This is a genomic window from Alteromonas sp. ASW11-130 (assembly GCF_026183735.1).
In the GTDB taxonomy this organism is placed as follows: Bacteria; Pseudomonadota; Gammaproteobacteria; order Enterobacterales; family Alteromonadaceae; genus Alteromonas.
The window spans coordinates 371687-391347 of record NZ_JAPFRE010000027.1; the positions used below are offsets into that span (position 1 = coordinate 371687).

General features: G+C 41.7%; 14 protein-coding genes. 12 read left to right on the forward strand and 2 right to left on the reverse strand.

Annotated elements, in window-relative coordinates:
- Positions 1–163 precede the first annotated feature (163 nt).
- The 7 genes from OPS28_RS10820 to rmf all read left to right on the forward strand — a co-directional run bounded on the left by OPS28_RS10820 (position 164) and on the right by rmf (position 12496).
- The gene (locus OPS28_RS10820; protein WP_265609467.1) at positions 164–5002 is read left to right on the forward strand and encodes an NAD-glutamate dehydrogenase; all 4839 of its coding nucleotides are present in this window, start codon (positions 164–166) and stop codon (positions 5000–5002) included.
- Positions 5003–5066: 64 nt separating this feature from the next.
- Positions 5067–6074: a quinone-dependent dihydroorotate dehydrogenase gene (gene pyrD, locus OPS28_RS10825; protein WP_265609646.1), complete on the forward strand. Its 1008-nt coding sequence runs from the start codon at positions 5067–5069 to the stop codon at positions 6072–6074.
- Positions 6075–6085: 11 nt separating this feature from the next.
- On the forward strand, positions 6086–8182 hold the full coding sequence (rlmKL, locus tag OPS28_RS10830; protein WP_265609468.1) for a bifunctional 23S rRNA (guanine(2069)-N(7))-methyltransferase RlmK/23S rRNA (guanine(2445)-N(2))-methyltransferase RlmL: 2097 nt from the start codon (positions 6086–6088) through the stop codon (positions 8180–8182).
- Complete coding sequence (locus tag OPS28_RS10835) at positions 8176–8406, forward strand: glutaredoxin family protein (RefSeq protein WP_265609469.1); 231 nt, start codon at positions 8176–8178, stop codon at positions 8404–8406. Before rlmKL ends, OPS28_RS10835 begins: the two co-directional genes overlap by 7 nt.
- On the forward strand, positions 8403–10343 hold the full coding sequence (gene uup / locus OPS28_RS10840; RefSeq protein ID WP_265609470.1) for an ATP-binding cassette ATPase Uup: 1941 nt from the start codon (positions 8403–8405) through the stop codon (positions 10341–10343). Before OPS28_RS10835 ends, uup begins: the two co-directional genes overlap by 4 nt.
- Positions 10344–10355: 12 nt before the next feature.
- Positions 10356–12050 (forward strand): DUF3466 family protein, encoded by a 1695-nt coding sequence (locus OPS28_RS10845; protein WP_265609471.1) that lies wholly within the window; start codon positions 10356–10358, stop codon positions 12048–12050.
- A 269-nt stretch (positions 12051–12319) separates the two neighbouring features.
- Complete coding sequence (rmf, locus tag OPS28_RS10850; RefSeq protein ID WP_265609472.1) at positions 12320–12496, forward strand: ribosome modulation factor; 177 nt, start codon at positions 12320–12322, stop codon at positions 12494–12496.
- A 69-nt stretch (positions 12497–12565) separates the two neighbouring features.
- On the opposite strand, the gene fabA is transcribed toward rmf, so the two are convergent.
- Positions 12566–13084 (reverse strand): bifunctional 3-hydroxydecanoyl-ACP dehydratase/trans-2-decenoyl-ACP isomerase, encoded by a 519-nt coding sequence (fabA, locus tag OPS28_RS10855; protein WP_265609473.1) that lies wholly within the window; start codon positions 13082–13084, stop codon positions 12566–12568.
- Positions 13085–13225: 141 nt separating this feature from the next.
- Between fabA and OPS28_RS10860 the strand changes: the two genes are divergently transcribed.
- The 3 genes from OPS28_RS10860 (at position 13226) to OPS28_RS10870 (ending at position 16319) form a co-directional block, all read left to right on the forward strand.
- Positions 13226–13486: a hypothetical protein gene (locus tag OPS28_RS10860; RefSeq protein ID WP_265609474.1), complete on the forward strand. Its 261-nt coding sequence runs from the start codon at positions 13226–13228 to the stop codon at positions 13484–13486.
- Positions 13487–13600: 114 nt separating this feature from the next.
- Positions 13601–15028: a cryptochrome/photolyase family protein gene (locus OPS28_RS10865; protein WP_265609475.1), complete on the forward strand. Its 1428-nt coding sequence runs from the start codon at positions 13601–13603 to the stop codon at positions 15026–15028.
- 229 nt (positions 15029–15257) lie between these two features.
- Positions 15258–16319 carry a zinc-binding metallopeptidase family protein gene (locus OPS28_RS10870; protein WP_265609476.1) on the forward strand — a complete coding sequence of 354 codons (1062 nt, stop codon included), beginning with the start codon at positions 15258–15260 and terminating at the stop codon, positions 16317–16319.
- Between the two features lie 3 nt (positions 16320–16322).
- Here OPS28_RS10870 and OPS28_RS10875 read toward each other — a convergent pair whose 3' ends face one another.
- The gene (locus OPS28_RS10875) at positions 16323–17069 is read right to left on the reverse strand and encodes a peptidase (protein ID WP_265609477.1); all 747 of its coding nucleotides are present in this window, start codon (positions 17067–17069) and stop codon (positions 16323–16325) included.
- A gap of 153 nt (positions 17070–17222) precedes the next feature.
- Between OPS28_RS10875 and OPS28_RS10880 the strand changes: the two genes are divergently transcribed.
- Together OPS28_RS10880 and OPS28_RS10885 are read left to right on the forward strand one after the other, a co-directional pair.
- Positions 17223–18677: a circularly permuted type 2 ATP-grasp protein gene (locus tag OPS28_RS10880; protein WP_265609647.1), complete on the forward strand. Its 1455-nt coding sequence runs from the start codon at positions 17223–17225 to the stop codon at positions 18675–18677.
- 1 nt (position 18678) lies between these two features.
- Positions 18679–19599: an alpha-E domain-containing protein gene (locus OPS28_RS10885; RefSeq protein WP_265609478.1), complete on the forward strand. Its 921-nt coding sequence runs from the start codon at positions 18679–18681 to the stop codon at positions 19597–19599.
- The last annotated feature ends 62 nt before the right edge of the window (positions 19600–19661 follow it).

Here is a 19661-nt window from a genome sequence, read left to right on the forward strand (position 1 = left end):
CATAGCTAAGCAGAAAAGGGCCTTGATGGCCCTTTTTTATAGGTTAATTTTGCATACTTATCTATGCTGTTAATATCTCGTTAAATAAGGCTTTCATTAAAGCTGATATTTAGCGAAAATAGCTAGTGATACTCTGCACTTACGATAACAAAAAGGTTTATTCATGACAGTCACCTCTCAGCGGCATTCAGTACTGCTAGACAATGTATATTCACTTATTGACAAAAAAGTGGACGCAAAGCAAAAAGCGCTCGTTCAGCAGTTTGGTCGTCTGTTATATAAAAATATTTCAAATGATGATCTGGAACACCGCAACGACAGCGATCTTTACGGTGCAACTTTAAGTCTGTGGAATGCACTGGAAAAATTTGATAGTAAACAACCCTTCATTCGGGTTTTTAATCCAGAAATTGCAAAGCAGGGATGGCACTCCAGTCATACCATTGTCGAAATTATTGTTAAAGACATGCCATTCTTAGTGGACTCTGTCCGTATGGCGTTGAACCGCATGGGAATTAACTCTCATTTATTCCTTCATAGCCCAATCGGCTTAAAGCGCAACCAAGAAAACAAAATAACCGAGTTTGTCGAGCCTGGTAAAGCGGGTAATGGTATCACTAAAGAAACGGTGCTTTTTATTGAGATAGACCGTCAAACGGCTAAAAAAGATATAGACACGTTAACCAAAGAATTGCACTCAGTAGTTGATGAAGTGTGGTTGGCGGTAAATGACTGGCAAGCAATGGGCAGTAAGCTTGACGAAGTTATTAAGCAAGCTGACGAACTAAACTGGCCACTGTCTGCCGATGAAAGAAAGCAAACTAAAACCTTCTTGGACTGGTTAGCCGATCATAATTTCACCCTTATGGGCTATCGGTATTACGATGTAAAGGCTATTGAAGGCGATCATCGCTGGGTTCCAGCTAATGATTCTAGCCTTGGTTTGATGAAGAACTCAATAAGCGACCGCGAGCGTTTGGTTTCACATTTACCTGCTACGGCTAGAGCTGCCGCATTGAGTACCAACCCTCTTATCCTGACCAAAACGAATTCAAGAGCCCGCGTACACAGGCCTGCCTATATGGATTACATAGGGGTAAAAGCTTTTGATAAAGAAGGCCATGTAATAGGGGAACACCGCTTTCTAGGTCTTTATTCTGCGTCGTTCTATAACTCAAGTGCAATAGATTTACCTATCTTAAGTGAAAAAATAAAACGCGTATGCGATCACTCAGGTTTTGAACCCGGCACGCACGCGTATAAAGCATTCGTTAATATAATAGAAACTTATCCACGGGATGAGTTATTGCAGACACCTTCTGCAGAACTAGCGCAAATAGTAAAAGGTATTTTCCAAATGCAAGAGCGCGGTATCTCCAAGCTCTTTATAAGAAAAGATATTTTTGGTCGTTTTTTCTCTTGCCTTGTGTTTGTACCTAGAGAGCGCTACAACACGCAATTGCGTAAAGATACGCAAGCCTTACTTAAAGCTTCCTTAGGTGCTAAAGAAGAAGTTGAGTTTACTACTTATTTCTCCGAATCTGTCTATGCAAGAACACACTACATAGCTCGAGTCGATGACAACAATGCGGAATTTGATGTGAAGGAAATTGAAAAGAATATTATCGAGTTAACCAAGACGTGGAATGACAGATTAGCTGCATCGATTACTGCCGCGCATGGTGAAGCGAACGGTAAAGCGTTGGAAAAGAAATATCTTAACGCGTTCTCACGCAGCTATATGGAACAGAATTTACCCAGTGCGGCGCTAATTGATATTCAAAAGCTTGAATTGCTGGATGAAAGTCATACATTGGATATGCTTTTTTATCGACCGCAGGAAGAGCAGTCTGATAGCCAAATTGTGAAGCTTAAACTTTTCCATAAAGCTGAGCCTATTCATCTTTCAGATGTGTTGCCTATGCTGGAAAACTTTGGCCTTCGGGTAGTGGATGAAAGTCCGTACAAAATCACCTGTTCTGAAAACGAACGAAACTGGGTGATGGACTTCACAATGCTACACAAAAGTGGTCAGCATATGGATATGGAAAAGGCACAGGAACTGTTTCAAGATGCATTTTCAAAAGTGTGGCACAACAACCTTGAAGATGATGCATTTAACCGTTTGATCCTAGGCGGAGGAATGACGGGCAGACGGGTGACTATTTTACGTGCCTATGCAAAATATATGCGTCAGACCGGTAGCTCCTTCAGCCGAGATTATATTGCCAATACACTGTCAAACTATCCGGAAATCGCAAAGCTGTTGATTGATTTCTTTGAACAACGTTTTAATCCAAAAAAGAAACGCAATCCGAAAAAACAAGAGGCGATATTAAGCGAAATTAAATCACAGTTAGATAACGTAAGTAATCTGGACGATGACCGCATTATTCGTCGCTATCTGGACTTAATGAAAGCGACTTTGCGTACCAACTTTTATCAGCTGGATGATGCGGGTGAAGAAAAGCCATATGTATCATTCAAGATGATGCCCGAGCTTATTCCAGATATGCCATTGCCATTACCTAAGTTCGAGATATTTGTTTACAGCCCGCGCGTGGAAGGTGTTCACCTCCGCGGGGGGAAAGTGGCTCGAGGTGGTTTGCGCTGGTCAGATCGTCAAGAAGATTTCCGTACAGAGATTTTGGGCTTGGTAAAAGCACAGCAAGTAAAGAACACCGTTATTGTACCGGTAGGCGCAAAAGGCGGTTTTGTGTGTAAGCAACTCCCTTTTAGCGAAGGGCGTGCAGCTGTTCAAGCTGAAGGTCAAAGTTGTTACCGCACCTTCATCAGAAGTTTACTGGATATTACCGACAACATCGTTAATGGTGAAATCGTTCCGCCCAAAGATGTAGTGCGTCTGGACGAGGATGACCCTTATTTAGTGGTAGCTGCTGATAAAGGTACCGCTACATTTTCTGATATTGCCAACGGCATTGCAGCGGAATTTGACTTTTGGTTAGGGGATGCATTTGCTTCGGGTGGCAGTGTAGGCTACGACCATAAAAAAATGGGTATCACCGCCAGGGGTGGATGGGAGTCTGTTAAACGTCATTTCCGTGAGATGGGCATAAATTGCCAAACGACGGAATTCACTGCTATCGGCGTGGGTGACATGGCTGGTGATGTATTTGGTAATGGAATGTTGCTATCTGAACACACCAGATTAATTTCAGCTTTTAACCATTTACATATTTTCTTTGACCCCAATCCAGATGCAAAAACAAGCTATCAGGAACGCAAACGATTGTTTGAAAACCCATCACTGTCGTGGGAAGACTATGATAGTAAGTTGATCTCAACTGGGGGCGGTATTTTCAGTCGTGCAGCAAAATCAATTAAATTAACACCTGAAATGAAAAAATGGTTAGGTACACGTCAGCAGACAATGACCCCTAACGAACTAATACATAACATCCTGAAAATGCCAGTAGACTTACTTTGGAATGGCGGGATCGGCACGTATATCAAAAGTACCAAGGAAACTCACTCAGACGTAGGTGATCGTGCAAATGACGATTTACGCGTCAATGGTAAAGATGTACAAGCCAAAATAGTAGGCGAGGGTGGTAACTTGGGACTTACCCAACTGGGCCGTGTTGAATATGCTACTCACGGTGGTCGGGTCAACACAGATTTTATCGATAACGTAGGTGGTGTTGACTGTTCGGACAATGAAGTCAACATCAAAATACTATTAAACAGTCTGGTGGCAAATGGCGACCTTACCATAAAACAACGAAATGCGTTGCTTTATGAAATGACGGACGATGTGGCTGAATTAGTATTGCAGGATTGTTATCGTCAGACACAATCTATCTCTATTACTGAGCGATCAGGTGTGTCGTTACTAAAAGAACAGTTACGCTTTATTCACGGACTTGAAAGAGAGGGACTGTTAAATCGTGAATTAGAGTTTATTCCAAGTGACGATGAGATATCAGATCGGGTAGCATCTGATAAAGGTTTTACTCGTCCAGAGCTTAGTGTTTTGTCTGCTTATGGCAAAATGGTATTAAAGGATTCTTTGGATATTCCAGAAATCACATCAAACCCTTATCACAGCAAACTACTGATTACGGCGTTTCCCGAAGTATTGCGTGACAAATTCAGTCAGCAGATGCAAGAGCACCCGCTAAGAAGCGAAATTATCGCAACCAAGTTAACGAATAACATAGTTAACGATATGGGCCTTAATTTTGTTTTCAGAATGCAAGAAGAGACTGGCGCGACCGTGGACGAAATTGCTAATGCTTACTCAATAATTAAAGGCATTTTCAATATCGAAACAATCTGGGAAAAAATCGAAGATCTAGATAACCAGGTTCCTGCTGATTTACAATTAGAAATGCTGGAAGCGTGTCGTCGCATTATGCGCAGAGCTTCTCGTTGGTACTTACGCCATGGCAATAAGTCAATTGGTATTCAAGAATCGATTGATCGCTACCGTTCGACCTTTGAGAACCTGTCGCGTCATCTTCAGGACTATCTGGTAGAAGCAGAATATGCGCATCTGGAAAAAATGACGTTACGCTATACGAACGAAGGTGTACCGCAAGATATCGCGTATCAGGTAGCCAGTTTCTCCAATATGTTCTCAAGTTTGGACCTTGCACAAATCGATGAAGCAGATTCACACGAAACATCAGTTATCGCAAAGCTCTACTTCCAGTTAGGTTCACGACTTGAGTTGCACTGGTTTCTTGAACAAATTACTAATCAATCGGTTAGTAATCATTGGCAAGCATTGGCCAGAGCCTCATACCGCGAAGAATTGGACTGGCAGCAGCGCTCTATTACATCTAATTTATTGCAATCTCGGCCAGATGCGAAAGACGCTGACGAGATCCTAGATAGCTGGATAGAACAGAACCAGGCGTTATTGAAACGTTGGTATCACATGATGTCGGAGTTTAAAACTAGCAATACACACGAATTTGCCAAGTTTTCTGTCGCATTGCGTGAATTGATGCTTTTAAGCGTTAAGTCTAACCATTAGAATGGATGCATTTGTTACCTGACTAATAAAAGCCCTGGTATTCAGGGCTTTTTTATAAAAAATGATGCAATCACTTATTCAAAACTTACTGCTAAAATGCGAACCCGAAACCAGCCATAATTTGGCAATGAAATGGCTTCATCGCACACAGCACACACCATTAAAAAAACTTTACTCTCATAAAGCAGTAGATAAACCGACTACCGTTGCTGGAATTAAATTCAGCAATCCTGTAGGACTTGCCGCGGGGTTAGATAAAAATGGAGAATGCATAGACGCATTTGCTGCGATGGGGTTTGGCTTTATCGAAGTAGGTACAGTGACGCCTCGACCTCAAGCTGGCAATCCTAAACCAAGATTATTCAGGATCCCAGAAAAGCAAGCCATCATTAATCGTATGGGATTTAACAACAAAGGTGTTGATTATTTGGTAGAGCAAGTCAAGCGTGCTCAGTATAAAGGCGTTATTGGCATTAATATTGGGAAAAATAAAGATACACCGGAGGAAGATGCTTTAAACGATTACCTAATGTGTCTTAACAAGGTTTATCCCTACGCAAGCTACATTACTGTTAATATTTCATCACCTAACACGCCTGGCTTACGCAATCTGCAACATGGCGAAGCGCTTGCGCATCTGCTGAATGGCCTAAAGCAAGCGCAAGAAAAGCTATGTCAAACCCATAGCAAATACGTACCTATTTTTGTCAAGATTGCTCCCGATCTGTCCGACACGGAAATCGCCGATTTTGCTCATGCATTGATTGACGCGAAAATGGATGGAGTGATTGCAACGAATACCACGCTGGAGCGTAAACCTGTAGAAGGACTGCAAAATGCTGATGAGGCTGGGGGGTTAAGTGGTCAAGTGCTAGACGATAAAAGTTACCATGTGACTAAACAATTAGCCGCAAACCTTGACAGAGCGTTACCTATTATCAGTGTGGGTGGGATACACTCTGAGACAACAGCAAAACAGCGACTAGACGCGGGCGCTTCATTAGTTCAAGTGTACTCAGCGTTTATATACCAAGGTCCAGAATTAATCAGACGCATCACAAAGTCACTTTAACTAAGAGAATTATGAATTCAATATTACTTACGACCAGCAAGGGTTTAGATGAGCTGTTAGCTGAAGAGGTTAAAACACTGGTACCTGATGCACAGATTAAGTCTGCACCAGGTCAAATTAGTTTTTCAGGTACATTGGAGCAAGCCTATAACCTTTGCCTTTGGTCAAGATTGGCTAACCGCGTCGTATGGGTACTTGCCGAAAGTAAATTCAATGATGCCGAAGATCTTTATAATGTCGCTAAAGCGATTGACTGGTCGGAGAATCTTAATCCAAATCAAACGCTTAGCGTCGCTTTTCATGGTACTAACCGAGCTATTAAAAATACTCAGTTCGGCGCGGTTAAAATTAAAGATGCTATAGTTGATCAATTTGTAGAAGACTGTGGGATACGCCCCTCGGTGCAAAAATTCAAACCTGATTTGCCTATTTTTGCACGATGTAGACGCGACACGATAACGATTGGAATAGATTTAAGTGGTAGCAGCTTGCACCAACGAGCTTATCGACAGTCTACCGGTGAGGCTCCGCTAAAAGAGCACGTAGCGTGCGCCATTTTGATGCGCTCAGGTTGGAGCAAAGATCCTGCGCAACCCCTCGTCGACCCAATGTGTGGTTCTGGCACACTGGCGATAGAAGCTGCCTATATCCAACGGAATATTGCCCCAGGTATAAAACGTGAATATTGGGGATTTAGTCGGTGGAAAGCGCATGATGAGTCGCTGTGGGAACAGCTGGTCAATGCTGCCGTGAACGTTCAAAAAACTGGGTTGAACAATATTTTTGCAGCTGACATTGATCAAACACTGGTTTCAATTGCGCGAAAAAATGCAGACAACGCAGGTGTTTTCACGGATATACAATTTGCCCATTCAAATGCAACTACTTTTTGCCCGCCAGTGAAAACCACAGGATTTCTGGTTAGCAACCCCCCTTACGGAGAAAGGTTAGGGGAATTGACAGAACTAATTTCCTTATTTACTGCGTGGGGTCAACATCTAAAAACTGCATGGCAGGGGTGGAAAGTATCGCTACTGAGCAGCAACCGTGATTTACTAAGGTTATTAAAGCTCAAGTCCAGCAAAGACTATGCAATAAATAACGGAAAACTTGAGTGCCGTTTAGTCAATTACAATTTAGATGAAGACAATTGTCAGCAGTATAACGAAGGTAGTAACAATCACGAGTTTGCCAATCGTTTGCAAAAAAATCTCAAAAGACTAAACAAGTGGATTAAGTCACAGGATACCGACTGCTACCGAATTTATGATGCGGACTTACCCGATTACAATGTAGCGATTGACCGTTACGGCGATGCTTTGGTTATCCAGGAATATTCACCTCCAAAAACCGTTTCCGAAGAAAAAGCGAAACGTCGCCTACAGGAAGTGTTAATGCATGCACCAGCGGTGTGCGGTGTGCCTGGCAAAGATGTGTATTTGAAGGTACGCGAGAAACAAAAAGGCTCTCAACAATACAATAAGCTTTCGCAAAAAGGCGATAAGCGGGTAGTTCACGAAAATGGTGCGGAGTTTTTAGTTAACCTAACAGACTACCTTGACACAGGTTTGTTTCTGGATCATCGAGAAACCAGACAAATTGTTAAGAACAAATCTGCCAATAAAGATGTATTGAATTTATTTTCTTATACCGGTTCAGTGTCCGTTTTCGCCGCTTTAGGTAAAGCCCGTTCCGTTACCACAGTTGATATGTCCAATACCTATCTTGAATGGGCTAAAGAAAACTTTAAACAAAATAATTTGCGCGGCCCATATGCTTTTGTGCAAGCAGATTGTGTTAGCTGGCTTACAGATCATAACGCGCAGTATGACTTAATCTTTATTGATCCGCCTTCATTTTCAAATTCAAAGCGAATGAACACTACATGGGACGTGCAACGTGATCATGTTAACCTAATTGCGAGTGCAAAGAAGTGCTTACGTGAAGGTGGCGAAATTATATTTTCAAATAATCGACGTGGTTTCAAGCTTGCAAAAGACGAAGTAGAGGCGCTCGGATTACACATTAACGACATATCGAAACAAACTATTCCTACCGATTTTGCGCGGCATAGTAATATTCATCAATGTTGGATTTTGTCATGTTAAGGCTTGTTCTATACACTGGCCCAGATTGTCATCTTTGTAATGACGCGCTGGATGTAATAGCCCAGCTCAAACAACCAGTCATGGTTGAAAAAGTTAACATCCGTGATAGTACTGAACTTTATCATTTATACGGAGCGCGTATCCCGGTTGTAAAACGAAAAGACACAGGCGCAGAACTTGGCTGGCCATTCAATGTAGATTCACTCGAGCAGTATATAAAATGAGTTTAATTCAGCTAAAAAATATTTCATTAATGTTTGGTAGTCCGCCATTGCTTAACAACATAGATCTTGTCGTTCAACCCAAAGAAAGGCTTTGTCTTGTGGGGAGAAATGGCAGCGGAAAATCTACCCTGTTAAAAGTTATAGCTGGGGAGATTAATGCAGACGATGGGCAAAGAATAATTGACAATGACACCATTATTGCAAGATTAGAGCAGGATCCCCCACAAACGAATGATATAACTATTTTTGATTATGTTGCAGAAGGATTGGCTGAGTTAGGTGAAACCATAAAATCCTATTTTCATCAAACCCAGGTAGTTACCGAGGATCCATCAGAAGTTAACTTGATTCGTCTCCAAAATTTACAGGAACAGTTAGAAACACAGGATGCCTGGCAATTTGAACAGAAGATAGAACAAACTCTTTCACAGCTACAATTACAGCCAGACACAAAGCTAACCGAACTATCTGGAGGCTGGAGGAGAAAAGCTGCACTTGCTCGAACGCTAGTTCGCTCACCGGATATATTGTTATTGGATGAACCCACCAACCACTTGGATATTTCCATGATAGAGTGGTTGGAGAAGTCTCTTGCTACCTACAACGGGGCCATTATCTTTATCAGTCATGACCGTTCTTTTATAAGGCGTATGGCCACACGAATAATCGATTTAGATAGAGGAACCTTAAACAGTTACCCAGGCAACTACGCCGCTTACCTTGACAAAAAACAGCAAGATCTCGAAGTAGAAGCCGCCCAAAATGCCGAATTTGACAAAAAGTTAGCTCAGGAAGAGGTATGGATCCGTCAAGGTATTAAAGCGCGCCGCACCCGTAATGAAGGTCGAGTCAGAGCACTTAAAAAATTGAGAGAACAACGTAACCAGCGACGAGAGGTTCAAGGTAATGCAGTTGTATCTCAGTCGGCTTCAGTTCGGTCCGGGAAAACTGTTTTTGAAGCAAAACATCTTAGTTACTCTATTGAAGGTAAGTCACTGGTTGAAGATTTTAACCTAACCTTATTAAGAGGCGATAAAATTGCGCTGATCGGTCCAAATGGATGTGGGAAAACCACCCTTATCAAACTTTTATTGGGCCAAATACAGCCTGATTCAGGTAGTTGTAAACAAGGTGCTAATCTGGAAATTGCGTATTTTGACCAACATAGACAAGGTTTAGATCTGGAAAAATCGGTCATCGATGTGGTTGGGGATGGTAAACGCGATCTAACCGTTAATGGTCAGCCTAGGCATGTAATCAGCTATCTGCAAGATTATCTCTTTACGCCAGAGCGAGTTAATGCGCCGGTAAAGTCTTTATCGGGAGGCGAGAAAAACCGTCTGATGCTGGCAAAGCTAATGCTCAAACCAAGCAACGTATTAGTACTGGACGAGCCCACTAACGATCTCGATGTTGAAACGTTGGAAATGCTTGAATCATTGCTTTTGAATTATGAAGGCACGGTATTGCTAGTTAGCCACGATAGGGAATTTGTAGATAATGTTGCTGATAGCGCATTATTTTTCGCTGGCGAAGGAGAGGTACAAGAGTTTGTTGGTGGATTTACAGATATAGAACAATGGTATAAAGCTAAGGGAATATCAGTTTTTGACGTTTTCGAGAGAAAATTAATCAAATCGGCTAGCAGTGAAACTAATGCTATCGAAAACAGTCCAAAGCCAGCATCATTAAATAAAAAGCCAAAAAAGCTTTCCTACAAGGCCCAACGTGAATTAGAAAGCTTACCTTTGGAGATAGAGTCGCTAGAAGAAAAACTGGCAGAATTACAACAAGCAGTTAATCAACCTGAATTTTTTAAACAATCAAGTGACGAGACCTCTAAAGCGCTTGCACAGCTAGGCGAGATAGAGAACACCTTAGCAGCGAAATATGCTCGCTGGGATGAATTAGAAAGTACGCTGGAAGATCAGCAGTAAATAGGATAATCCATGAAAATAAAGCCAATTGCAGCCGCATTGTTAACCTTAACCAGCTTAAGTTCCATTGCTGCAACATATTCAATAACACCATTACCTGTTTCAGATAAAGCGAAAAGTACATTCGCAAATTCCATCGACAACAGTGGTACCATGTTGGTTACTACGAGTAATGAATACAACCCACCGATAGATATAGAGCGTCTGGAACAAACTAACTTTTTCACAGCCAATGAATCTACCATAGAAAGCGAAGAAGATATCAAAAATGGCATCTTTAGTGATGTTGATTACACTCTCATCGTTTTTTATTTAACCAGCCAAAATGCTTTTACTTTAAAAAAGCAAAATATTGCTCAGTATAATAGCTATAGCACTGACTTAGTTGAGGCTAACCTCATACCAGGCTTCGATAACTATGTTGAAAAATTTCAAAATTATAGTAAATCGGTCAACACTATTGCGCGCGATAGTGTTGAGGGTAATTTTATAGTTGGTTATTCGCAATCTCCTTTCGAGGATATTGAGTATACGGACGAAAGTGGTGAAGTTGTTACATACACTGTTAACGATACATATCGCAGAGCATTTGTTCAGGTAGGCTCAGAAACAACGGCACTACTACCAGAAGATACTCTGGCGAATGGAATTTCTGAAGCATACGCTGTAAACAATATCTTTCAAGCTGCAGGATACAGTTCAACCCTATTTTCAGATGAAGTTCGCTCCAGTGTAAAAAAGTGCTCAGATGACGAAACACGATCTGACCTCCCAGAAGAGGTTTGTATCTACAATTTGGTTACCTCTGACACCTATAAAAATAATGCGTCAAAACGCGCTACCATTTGGCAGCTCACAGCAAATGGGGAAGTGGTAGCACGGGAAACTTTTCCCCTAACATTTGAGCCAGAAAATAATAAGTTTGCTTGGGAAAACCGTATCTTAGATATAAACAATAATGGTATAGCTGTAGGGTGGTCACATACCGGTGAAGCAGTCAGTATTTTGTATCCTGAAAGCCAAGTTAAATCGTTTATTTTAGAAACTGACGCCACGTATTTTGCAAATGGCGAGACCAAGTCCTTTTTAACGGACAAGCAAGATATTTCCAGCAGATCTGTAGCGATTAATGACGCAGGGTGGATTACAGGCACTGTTTTTCGGGCGCCGAATGAAATAGCCAGAGAGCGTTTCTTTATACATAACATCGAAACAAATGAGACCCATTACCCTGAAGGTTTTTTTGTGAATGCAGGGGTTATACCTCTTTCAATAAATAACAATAATGTGGTGGTGGGGAAAGCAGATATAGAAGCTAGTAATGAGCGTAATCGTGAAACCCATGCTTTTATGTACAACATAGACGCTGATAATTTTGTTGACTTAAACCAGCTTACTTCTTGCGATACGAATTATACGCTTGTTGAGGCAGTAGATATAAACGACAATAACGAAATTATTGCTAATGCCAGAATGCGCGCAAACGATACCTACTTTACAGGTAACGACCTTAAAGATGAAGACGGTAACAAAGTCGCTATCGATAAAATAGTGGCGGTCAAGCTGACTCCTATTGAAAATGGTCAGGTTGAGTCTTGTGAAGCAAAAGAAGAGCAAAAGTATGAAAGAGCGGGGGCCAGTAATACGCTCATTTCGTTATTAGGATTAAGTGCGTTATTTGTTTTACGAAGAAGAAAACCATTTTAGAAACAGAAAAAACGCCCTCGGGCGTTTTTTTTTACACAAAATTCGCTGCTAACGAAAAATTTATGACAAAAAAGTGAAATAAAAAATATGTATAAAATTAACAGCTTACTGTTTGTCAATTAGTCATATCAAAAATCTTTGTTGAACCATTTTGTCTATTGCGCTATCTCAGTATTGTGCAAAGCATTTTATCGGCACTAACAGTATGAATTTGGTAAGAGCGCTCGGTAGGTGTTTTTTTGCACGTTAACCAAAAAAGAGGCTTATCAATGAAAAGACAAAAAAGAGATAAACTGACTCGCGCCCATGCAAAAGGGTATCAAGCAGGAATAAGCGGTCGTTCTAAGGAAAACTGTCCATTTCAATCTAATGATGCGCGATCGCATTGGTTAGGGGGATGGCGAGAAGCTGTAGAGGATCGACATCTTGGTTTGTCAGTTCGGTAATCATCTCTTTGTGAGGTAGTAAAGAAGCCCCGTTAAGGGGCTTTTACTTTTTAAGGCCTTAATAAAAAATTAAAAAGAAGAAGTGTCCTGGAATAGTCCTACTTTTAAATCAGAAGCGCTATATATTTGGCGACCGTCAACTTCGACGATACCATCTGCCATACCCATAAATAATTTCCGTTTTACGACCCGCTTCATATCAATACGGTAAGTGACTTTCTTGGCGCTAGGCAATATTTGCCCTGTAAATTTAACTTGGCCAACCCCCAAGGCTCGACCTTTGCCTGGACCGCCGCTCCATCCTAAGAAAAATCCTACGAGTTGCCACATGGCGTCTAATCCTAAACAGCCTGGCATCACAGGATCGCCAGGGAAGTGGCACGCGAAAAACCATAAGTCTTCAGTAATATCAAACTCAGCGATGATTTGTCCTTTACCATGTTCTCCACCGTCATCGGTAATACTGACAATTCTGTCCATCATCAGCATATTTGGAGCGGGCAATTGGCTATTGCCGGGGCCAAACATCTCACCCCGACTACAGGCTAATAAGTCGTCCCGATCAAAACTATTTTTTCTTTCTGTCATTACTTAGTATCGCTTCTTTGAAATGAATGGTTAATTTAGCGAACACTTGTACGCTAAACAACTCCGAACAGTCATTTATTTAACGCTTTTTACCATGTTAAACTTTCCACATTATGACAATACCCTTCGAGCTGCCTTTTTATGAAAAATGAAAAAAACGAAATTTCCTCTGCAAACGCTGAAAAACAACGCCGTTTCAGAGAGCGCCAAAAACAGGCAGGGAAAAAGATGATTCGGGGATATGTCAGCCCTCAAGCCCAAATCTGCTACGATGAAATAAGAGAAAAGACAGGGTGGAGTGACAGTGAAACGTTGTCTAACGCGCTAAGGGTGTTATTTGCAGCATATAAATGCGGGCAAATTAAACTGCTGAACGAGTGGTTAAAAGATCATAAGCGATGATACCATTACAGTCTGAGGTCCAAAAGATTCATTTAGCGAGTTGCGCTTTTTTTAACCCTTTTGCTCACTTCATACCGTAATAAAGCAGCAGAGAAAGAACAATAGGTTGTTGATGTGACGGTTTCTACCACATTGGTCTGGTTCAGACAGGATTTACGCGTTAAAGATAACCCTGCACTTACCGCTGCGTGCGATAACGGGAAAATCATCCCAATCTATATTAACGACACCTCCTGTCCGAAAAAATATCAACGAGGCGCGGCTTCAAATTGGTGGCTTCACAACAGCTTAAAATCGTTACAAAAGGGACTTGGCGGTAACCTTCAGCTGTTTGAAGGTGATCCGTCACAAATAGTCGTTGATTTGCTCAAAGTGTATAAATGCGACGCAGTAGTGTGGAATCGTTGCTATGAGCCGTGGCGAACTGAGCGCGACAATGATCTTAAAAAGCAATTAGCTAACCTAGGTGTAAACGCGACTTCATTTAATGGCTCTTTGCTATGGGAACCTTTTGATATCAGTAAAAAAGACGGAGACCCCTACAAAGTTTTCACGCCATTCTACAAAAAAGGATGCCTACAAGATGGGGCACCTCCGCGCTATCCAATAGGTACACCAAGTAGAATCACCTACCAGAAAGTGCTTGAAAAGGGGATTTCGCTGGATGCGTTAGCTTTACTACCTGAAAAAAGATGGTATCAGACAATAGAAAAAAACTGGTCGCCCGGTGAAGAAGGAGCAGCCGACAGGTTAGCTAATTTCCTCACTAATGATATCGATAACTACAAATTTGCACGGGATGAACCTTCAGTTCAAGGGACATCGTTATTATCACCACACTTACACTTTGGCGAGTTATCGCCACATCAGGTGTGGTATGCGGTTAAAGATAAATACCGGAGCAAGCAGAGTGTACACGTAGATACCTTTTTAAGTGAATTAGGTTGGCGCGAGTTCAACTATCATTTACATTTTCATTTTCCTTCAATGTGCCATTCTAATTTCAATCCTAAATTCAATAACTTCAAATGGGAAACAGATGTATCTTCCCTGCGCGCGTGGCAACAGGGCAGAACAGGAATTCCTATTGTGGATGCGGGTATGCGAGAATTGTGGCAAACAGGCTTTATGCATAACCGTGTGCGTATGGTAGTCGCTTCATTTTTAGTTAAGAATTTACTTATCGACTGGCGAAAAGGGGAGGAGTGGTTCTGGGATTGTTTACTTGACGCCGACCTGGCCAACAATAATGCAAATTGGCAATGGGTGGCAGGCAGTGGCGCTGACGCTGCGCCTTATTTCAGAATTTTTAACCCCGTCCTGCAGGGAGAAAAATTCGATAAGCATGGCGAATATGTTTGCACCTACTGTCCTGAATTAGCAAAACTTCCCCCCAAATATATCCACCAGCCTTGGAGCGCCAGTAAAGAGGTACTGCAAGATGCTGGGATAATCCTTGGGGAGGAGTATCCTGAGCCTATTGTTGACTTAAAGACTAGTCGTCGACGCGCGCTTGACCGTTATGATCGTTTAACATCCTGAATAACATTTTTGTATTTTTTAAGCATTATATGATCTTAAATTCATTGAGAGGAAAGGTCTTTTAACGAATCTGGGTTATGCGTAACCGATTAACCTGTTGTTTTATAAATCTAAATATATATTGCAATTGTTAACAGCTATTTAATTCAGACAGGTCAAAATTTAGCTACCGTTTATTCAAATTTACGTTACACTTGCACGGTCAGTCATACGAAATAAGGGCATTGGCTTGCGTAACTTTTTATGCGAATGTGGCAATACACTATATTTTGCAAATTCTTTTTGTTTGTCCTGCAACCGTCCGGTAGGCTTCATAAGTGGCCAGCTAGCACTATCTTCTTGCGAAGTGAGTTATGACAATGTGTGGACAGCTAACCTCGATAATCAACAATACAAGCCCTGTAAAAATTATTCTGAATTTCACGTTTGCAACTGGCTGATACCTATCACTAGTGATAACGCCTATTGTGCAAGTTGTGAGCTCACTTCTCATATTCCCGATCTTTCCAAAGAAGAAAATATTGAACTGTGGTATCGAATGGAAGTGGCGAAACGGCGTCTTATCTACACTTTAAAAAAGCTGGATCTACCCGTATGGCGAATGAAGCCTGACGAACCGTCTCTTCGCTTTCGTTTTTTGGAAGATGAAACAGAAGATGAATATGGTAATGAACTTACCGTAAAATCAACGGTTATTACCGGTCACGATAATGGCGTAATTACCCTTAATTTAAAAGAAGCGGAAGATGCTTCACGGGTGCTAATGCGTGAAAAAATGAATGAGCGATATCGCACGCTGATAGGGCATTTGAGACACGAATCGGGTCATTTTTATTGGAACGTATTGATCCAACATACCGAATTATTGTCAGCTTTTCGGGACTTGTTTGGCGACGAAAGGCAAGACTATACCCAATCTTTAGAGAGCTATTACTCCCTAGGTCCGCCCGACAATTGGCAGGAAAACTTTATAAGCGCATACGCCAGTATGCATCCCTGGGAAGATTGGGCCGAAACCTGGGCTCATTATTTACATATTGTCGATACGTTAGAAACCGCGACCGAATATCAGGTCAGTATTATGCGCCATAAAATGGTGAATCCGTTACAAGATAATTTGTACGCACAGTCCTTCGATGCTACCTATGAGGATTGGTGCCGACTAACTACGGTATTAAATGCATTAAATCGAAGTATGGGATTAGATGATGCCTATCCCTTTATCATTTCAGACAAAGCGCTACAAAAGCTATTTTTCGTCCATAAAATTGTGAGTCAACAGCCTTATTAAGCGTTAATCAGCTTCTTTTTTCTCCCAATCAAATCGGGGAAGTCGATTAAACGCTCGCTTTAACCCTTGCGTCCATTGTTTCTGCAGAGATTTATACATAGGGCTATCCAGGGTGAGAGTTTGATGAAAGAGCTCGTTTATTCGGTTGTTCTGATAGATCGCGAGTTCTACTGGCGGGCCAACTGAGATATTACTTCGAATCGTAGAATCGAGTGACACTAAGGCAGCCCGTGCAGCATCCTCTAAAGTCGTGCTGGCTTGTACAATACGATCCAAAATTGGTTTGCCGTATTTGTGCTCGCCAATTTGTAAGTAAGGCGTATCGTTTGAGGCAGAGATATAATTACCTTGAGGATAGATCATAAAAATTTCCGGGGGCTGTCCTTCTATTTGGCCACCTAAGATGAAACTGGATTCTGCACTCGTGCCGCTTTTTTCCATCGCTTTAGCATGCATCTGTTGTTCTATTTGACTTAGGTTTCCAATATAACTTGCCGCCTCATGCAAATGTTTTGCTTTGCGTAGGTCTATTTCAGCATCAGGATTTTCCAGATCCAGGTATAGCGCATTGACTACTGCTTGTGAGGTAGCCAAGCTTCCCGATGTCAATAAAACACAGACTCGCTCCCCGGGCCATACAAAACGGGTCATTTTACTGTATGTGGCAATGTTATCCACGCCGGCATTCGTTCGCGTGTCCGACGCAAAGACCAGTCCTTTGTTTACTTTAATAGCGAGGCAGTAAGTCACTGTTCGGTTCCTAAGTAAGTTAATTAAATCTGAATACGTAAATTTTGTAAGTTAGCTGCAATGTTACAATTGAATTTAAAAGAATTTTTGACCTTTTGCTCTTTTGAAGCTTAGATGAGTATAAAACAACCAAAGCATCAACGAGAATATTGTATGGCTATTCGCTGGGGAAATTACTATCCAACACCGTTTTACGACGAGCTTATTCGCGTGCGGAACAAGCCGCGGAACGCAGCCCAGGATTTATGTGATTATTTAAAGCAACTCAGCGATAGCGAAATTAGTGAATTTAAGACAGCCTCTACGACGGCTATTCAGGTAATGGGCATAACTTTTACTGTCTATACGGAAGAAGAAGGCTCTATCGACCGTGCCTGGCCATTCGACATTATTCCTCGCATTATTCCTAGGAAAGAATGGGAGCAAGTTGAAGAAGGCTTGAAGCAGCGTGTAAAAGCGCTAAATATGTTCATCAATGATTTATACAATGAGCAACAAGTAGTAAAAGACAACATTATTCCGGAAAGTATTTTAGAACATTCAAAAAATTTCTTACCAGAATGTCGTGGAATCACCCCCCCTCATGGGATTTGGGCGCATATTTGTGGTTCTGATTTAGTACGTGATGAAAATGGAACCATTTATGTTTTAGAAGACAACCTTCGTGTTCCTTCAGGTGTCTCGTACATGTTGGAAAACCGGCATGTGATGAAACGCGTTTTTCCCGACATGTTTGAAAAATATAATATTCTGCCAATTGATGATTATCCGTCGCAACTGTACGACATGTTATCGGACATGTCCCCACGAAAAGTAGAACAACCAGAAATTGTAGTACTCACGCCTGGAATTTTTAATTCTGCCTACTTTGAACATGCTTATTTAGCCCAGCAGATGGGAGCCGAGCTCGTGGTAGGCAGTGATTTAGTAGTTGATGAAGATGACATAGTCTATATGCGAACGGTTGAAGGGTTGTCGAGAGTAGACGTTGTTTACCGTCGGATAGACGATGCCTTTCTCGATCCAGAAGCCTTTAAAGAAGACTCCATGTTGGGCGTGCCTGGCCTGTTGCGTGCCTGGAAAGCAGGTAATGTTGGGTTAGTAAATGCGCCTGGGGCCGGGGTAGCGGACGATAAGGTGGTTTATGCATTTGTACCGGATCTTATCCGTTACTATTTAAATGAGGAACCGCTTATCCCCAATGTTCCTACTTACAAATGTATTAACAAAGATGAACGTGATTATGTCATCGACAATATCGAGAAGATGGTGGTGAAACCGGCAAACGAGTCAGGGGGGTACGGAATGTTAATAGGCCCGCATGCAACGAAAGCTGAACGGGAAAAATTTGTACGCTTGATAAGGCGGGATCCTCGGAATTACGTTGCTCAGCCTATGCTTTTGCTTTCTACTGCACCTACATTGATTGACACAAAAGTGGAGCCGAGACACTTAGATTTACGACCCTTTATTTTATCCGGTAAACACACCAGTGTGACTATGGGTGGACTCACACGCGTTGCGATGCGAAAAGGCTCCACAGTAGTTAATTCATCCCAAGGCGGAGGTAGTAAAGATACCTGGATCGTAGACACGGAGGAAAACTAAGATGCTATCCAGAGTTGCCAATCATATCTACTGGCTCGCCCGCTATCTTGAACGAGCCGAAAATACTGCTCGTTTAGTTCAGGTCAATACACACTTACTATTAGACTTACCAAAAGATATTACCTTAGGCTGGGAACCCATCGTTGACATACTTTCATTCCGCGAAACTTTTCATGAGCGGTACGAAACAGCTGATGAAAAGAGCATAATTAAATTCGTAGTGTCAGATCCGCTTAACCCAGGGTCAATCATTAATTGTTTAGCAAACGCAAAAGAAAATGCGCGTATCATACGCGAAATTATACCTTCAGAAGCGTGGGAATTGATCAATAACCTCTTCGCCACAGCAAAAGAAGATAGCCAAAGCGTACTAACCCGACGACATCGATTTAAATGTTTGGAGAAAATTGTTTCAGGTAACCAAACTATTACTGGTTTAATGGGCGGAACCATGAACAGGGATGTTGGTTATTCATTTTTGCGGCTGGGGCGTCATCTTGAACGGGCCGATATGACCACGCGAATTATTGATGTTCGATCAGCATCTTTATTACCCGATATATCGGGTAAACTTAGTGCTTTCGAAAATATTCAGTGGATGAGCGTACTAAAATCTTTAACAGCTTATCAGATGTACCGACAAGAGATGCGTCTGAGGATCAGCCGTGAAGATATTCTTGAGTTTCTACTAAAACGGGATATCTTTCCCCGCTCCATTAGTCATTCAATAAAACAATTGATCAAATGTGCGGGCGAGTTACCTAAGTCGCAACCCGTGAAAGAAAAGGTAGTTAAAGTATCTAAAGAATTGGAAAAGCTGGATACCCGCGATCTTAAACAGGAAAAGTTACATACGTTTATTGATGATTTGCAAACATCATTGATTAAAATTCACAACGCCATCAACGAGACCTATTTCTAATGCGCTATAACGATAGGGGGTAATTAACAAGAAAAGCGTTAAAACAATGAGTCCAATTTAAC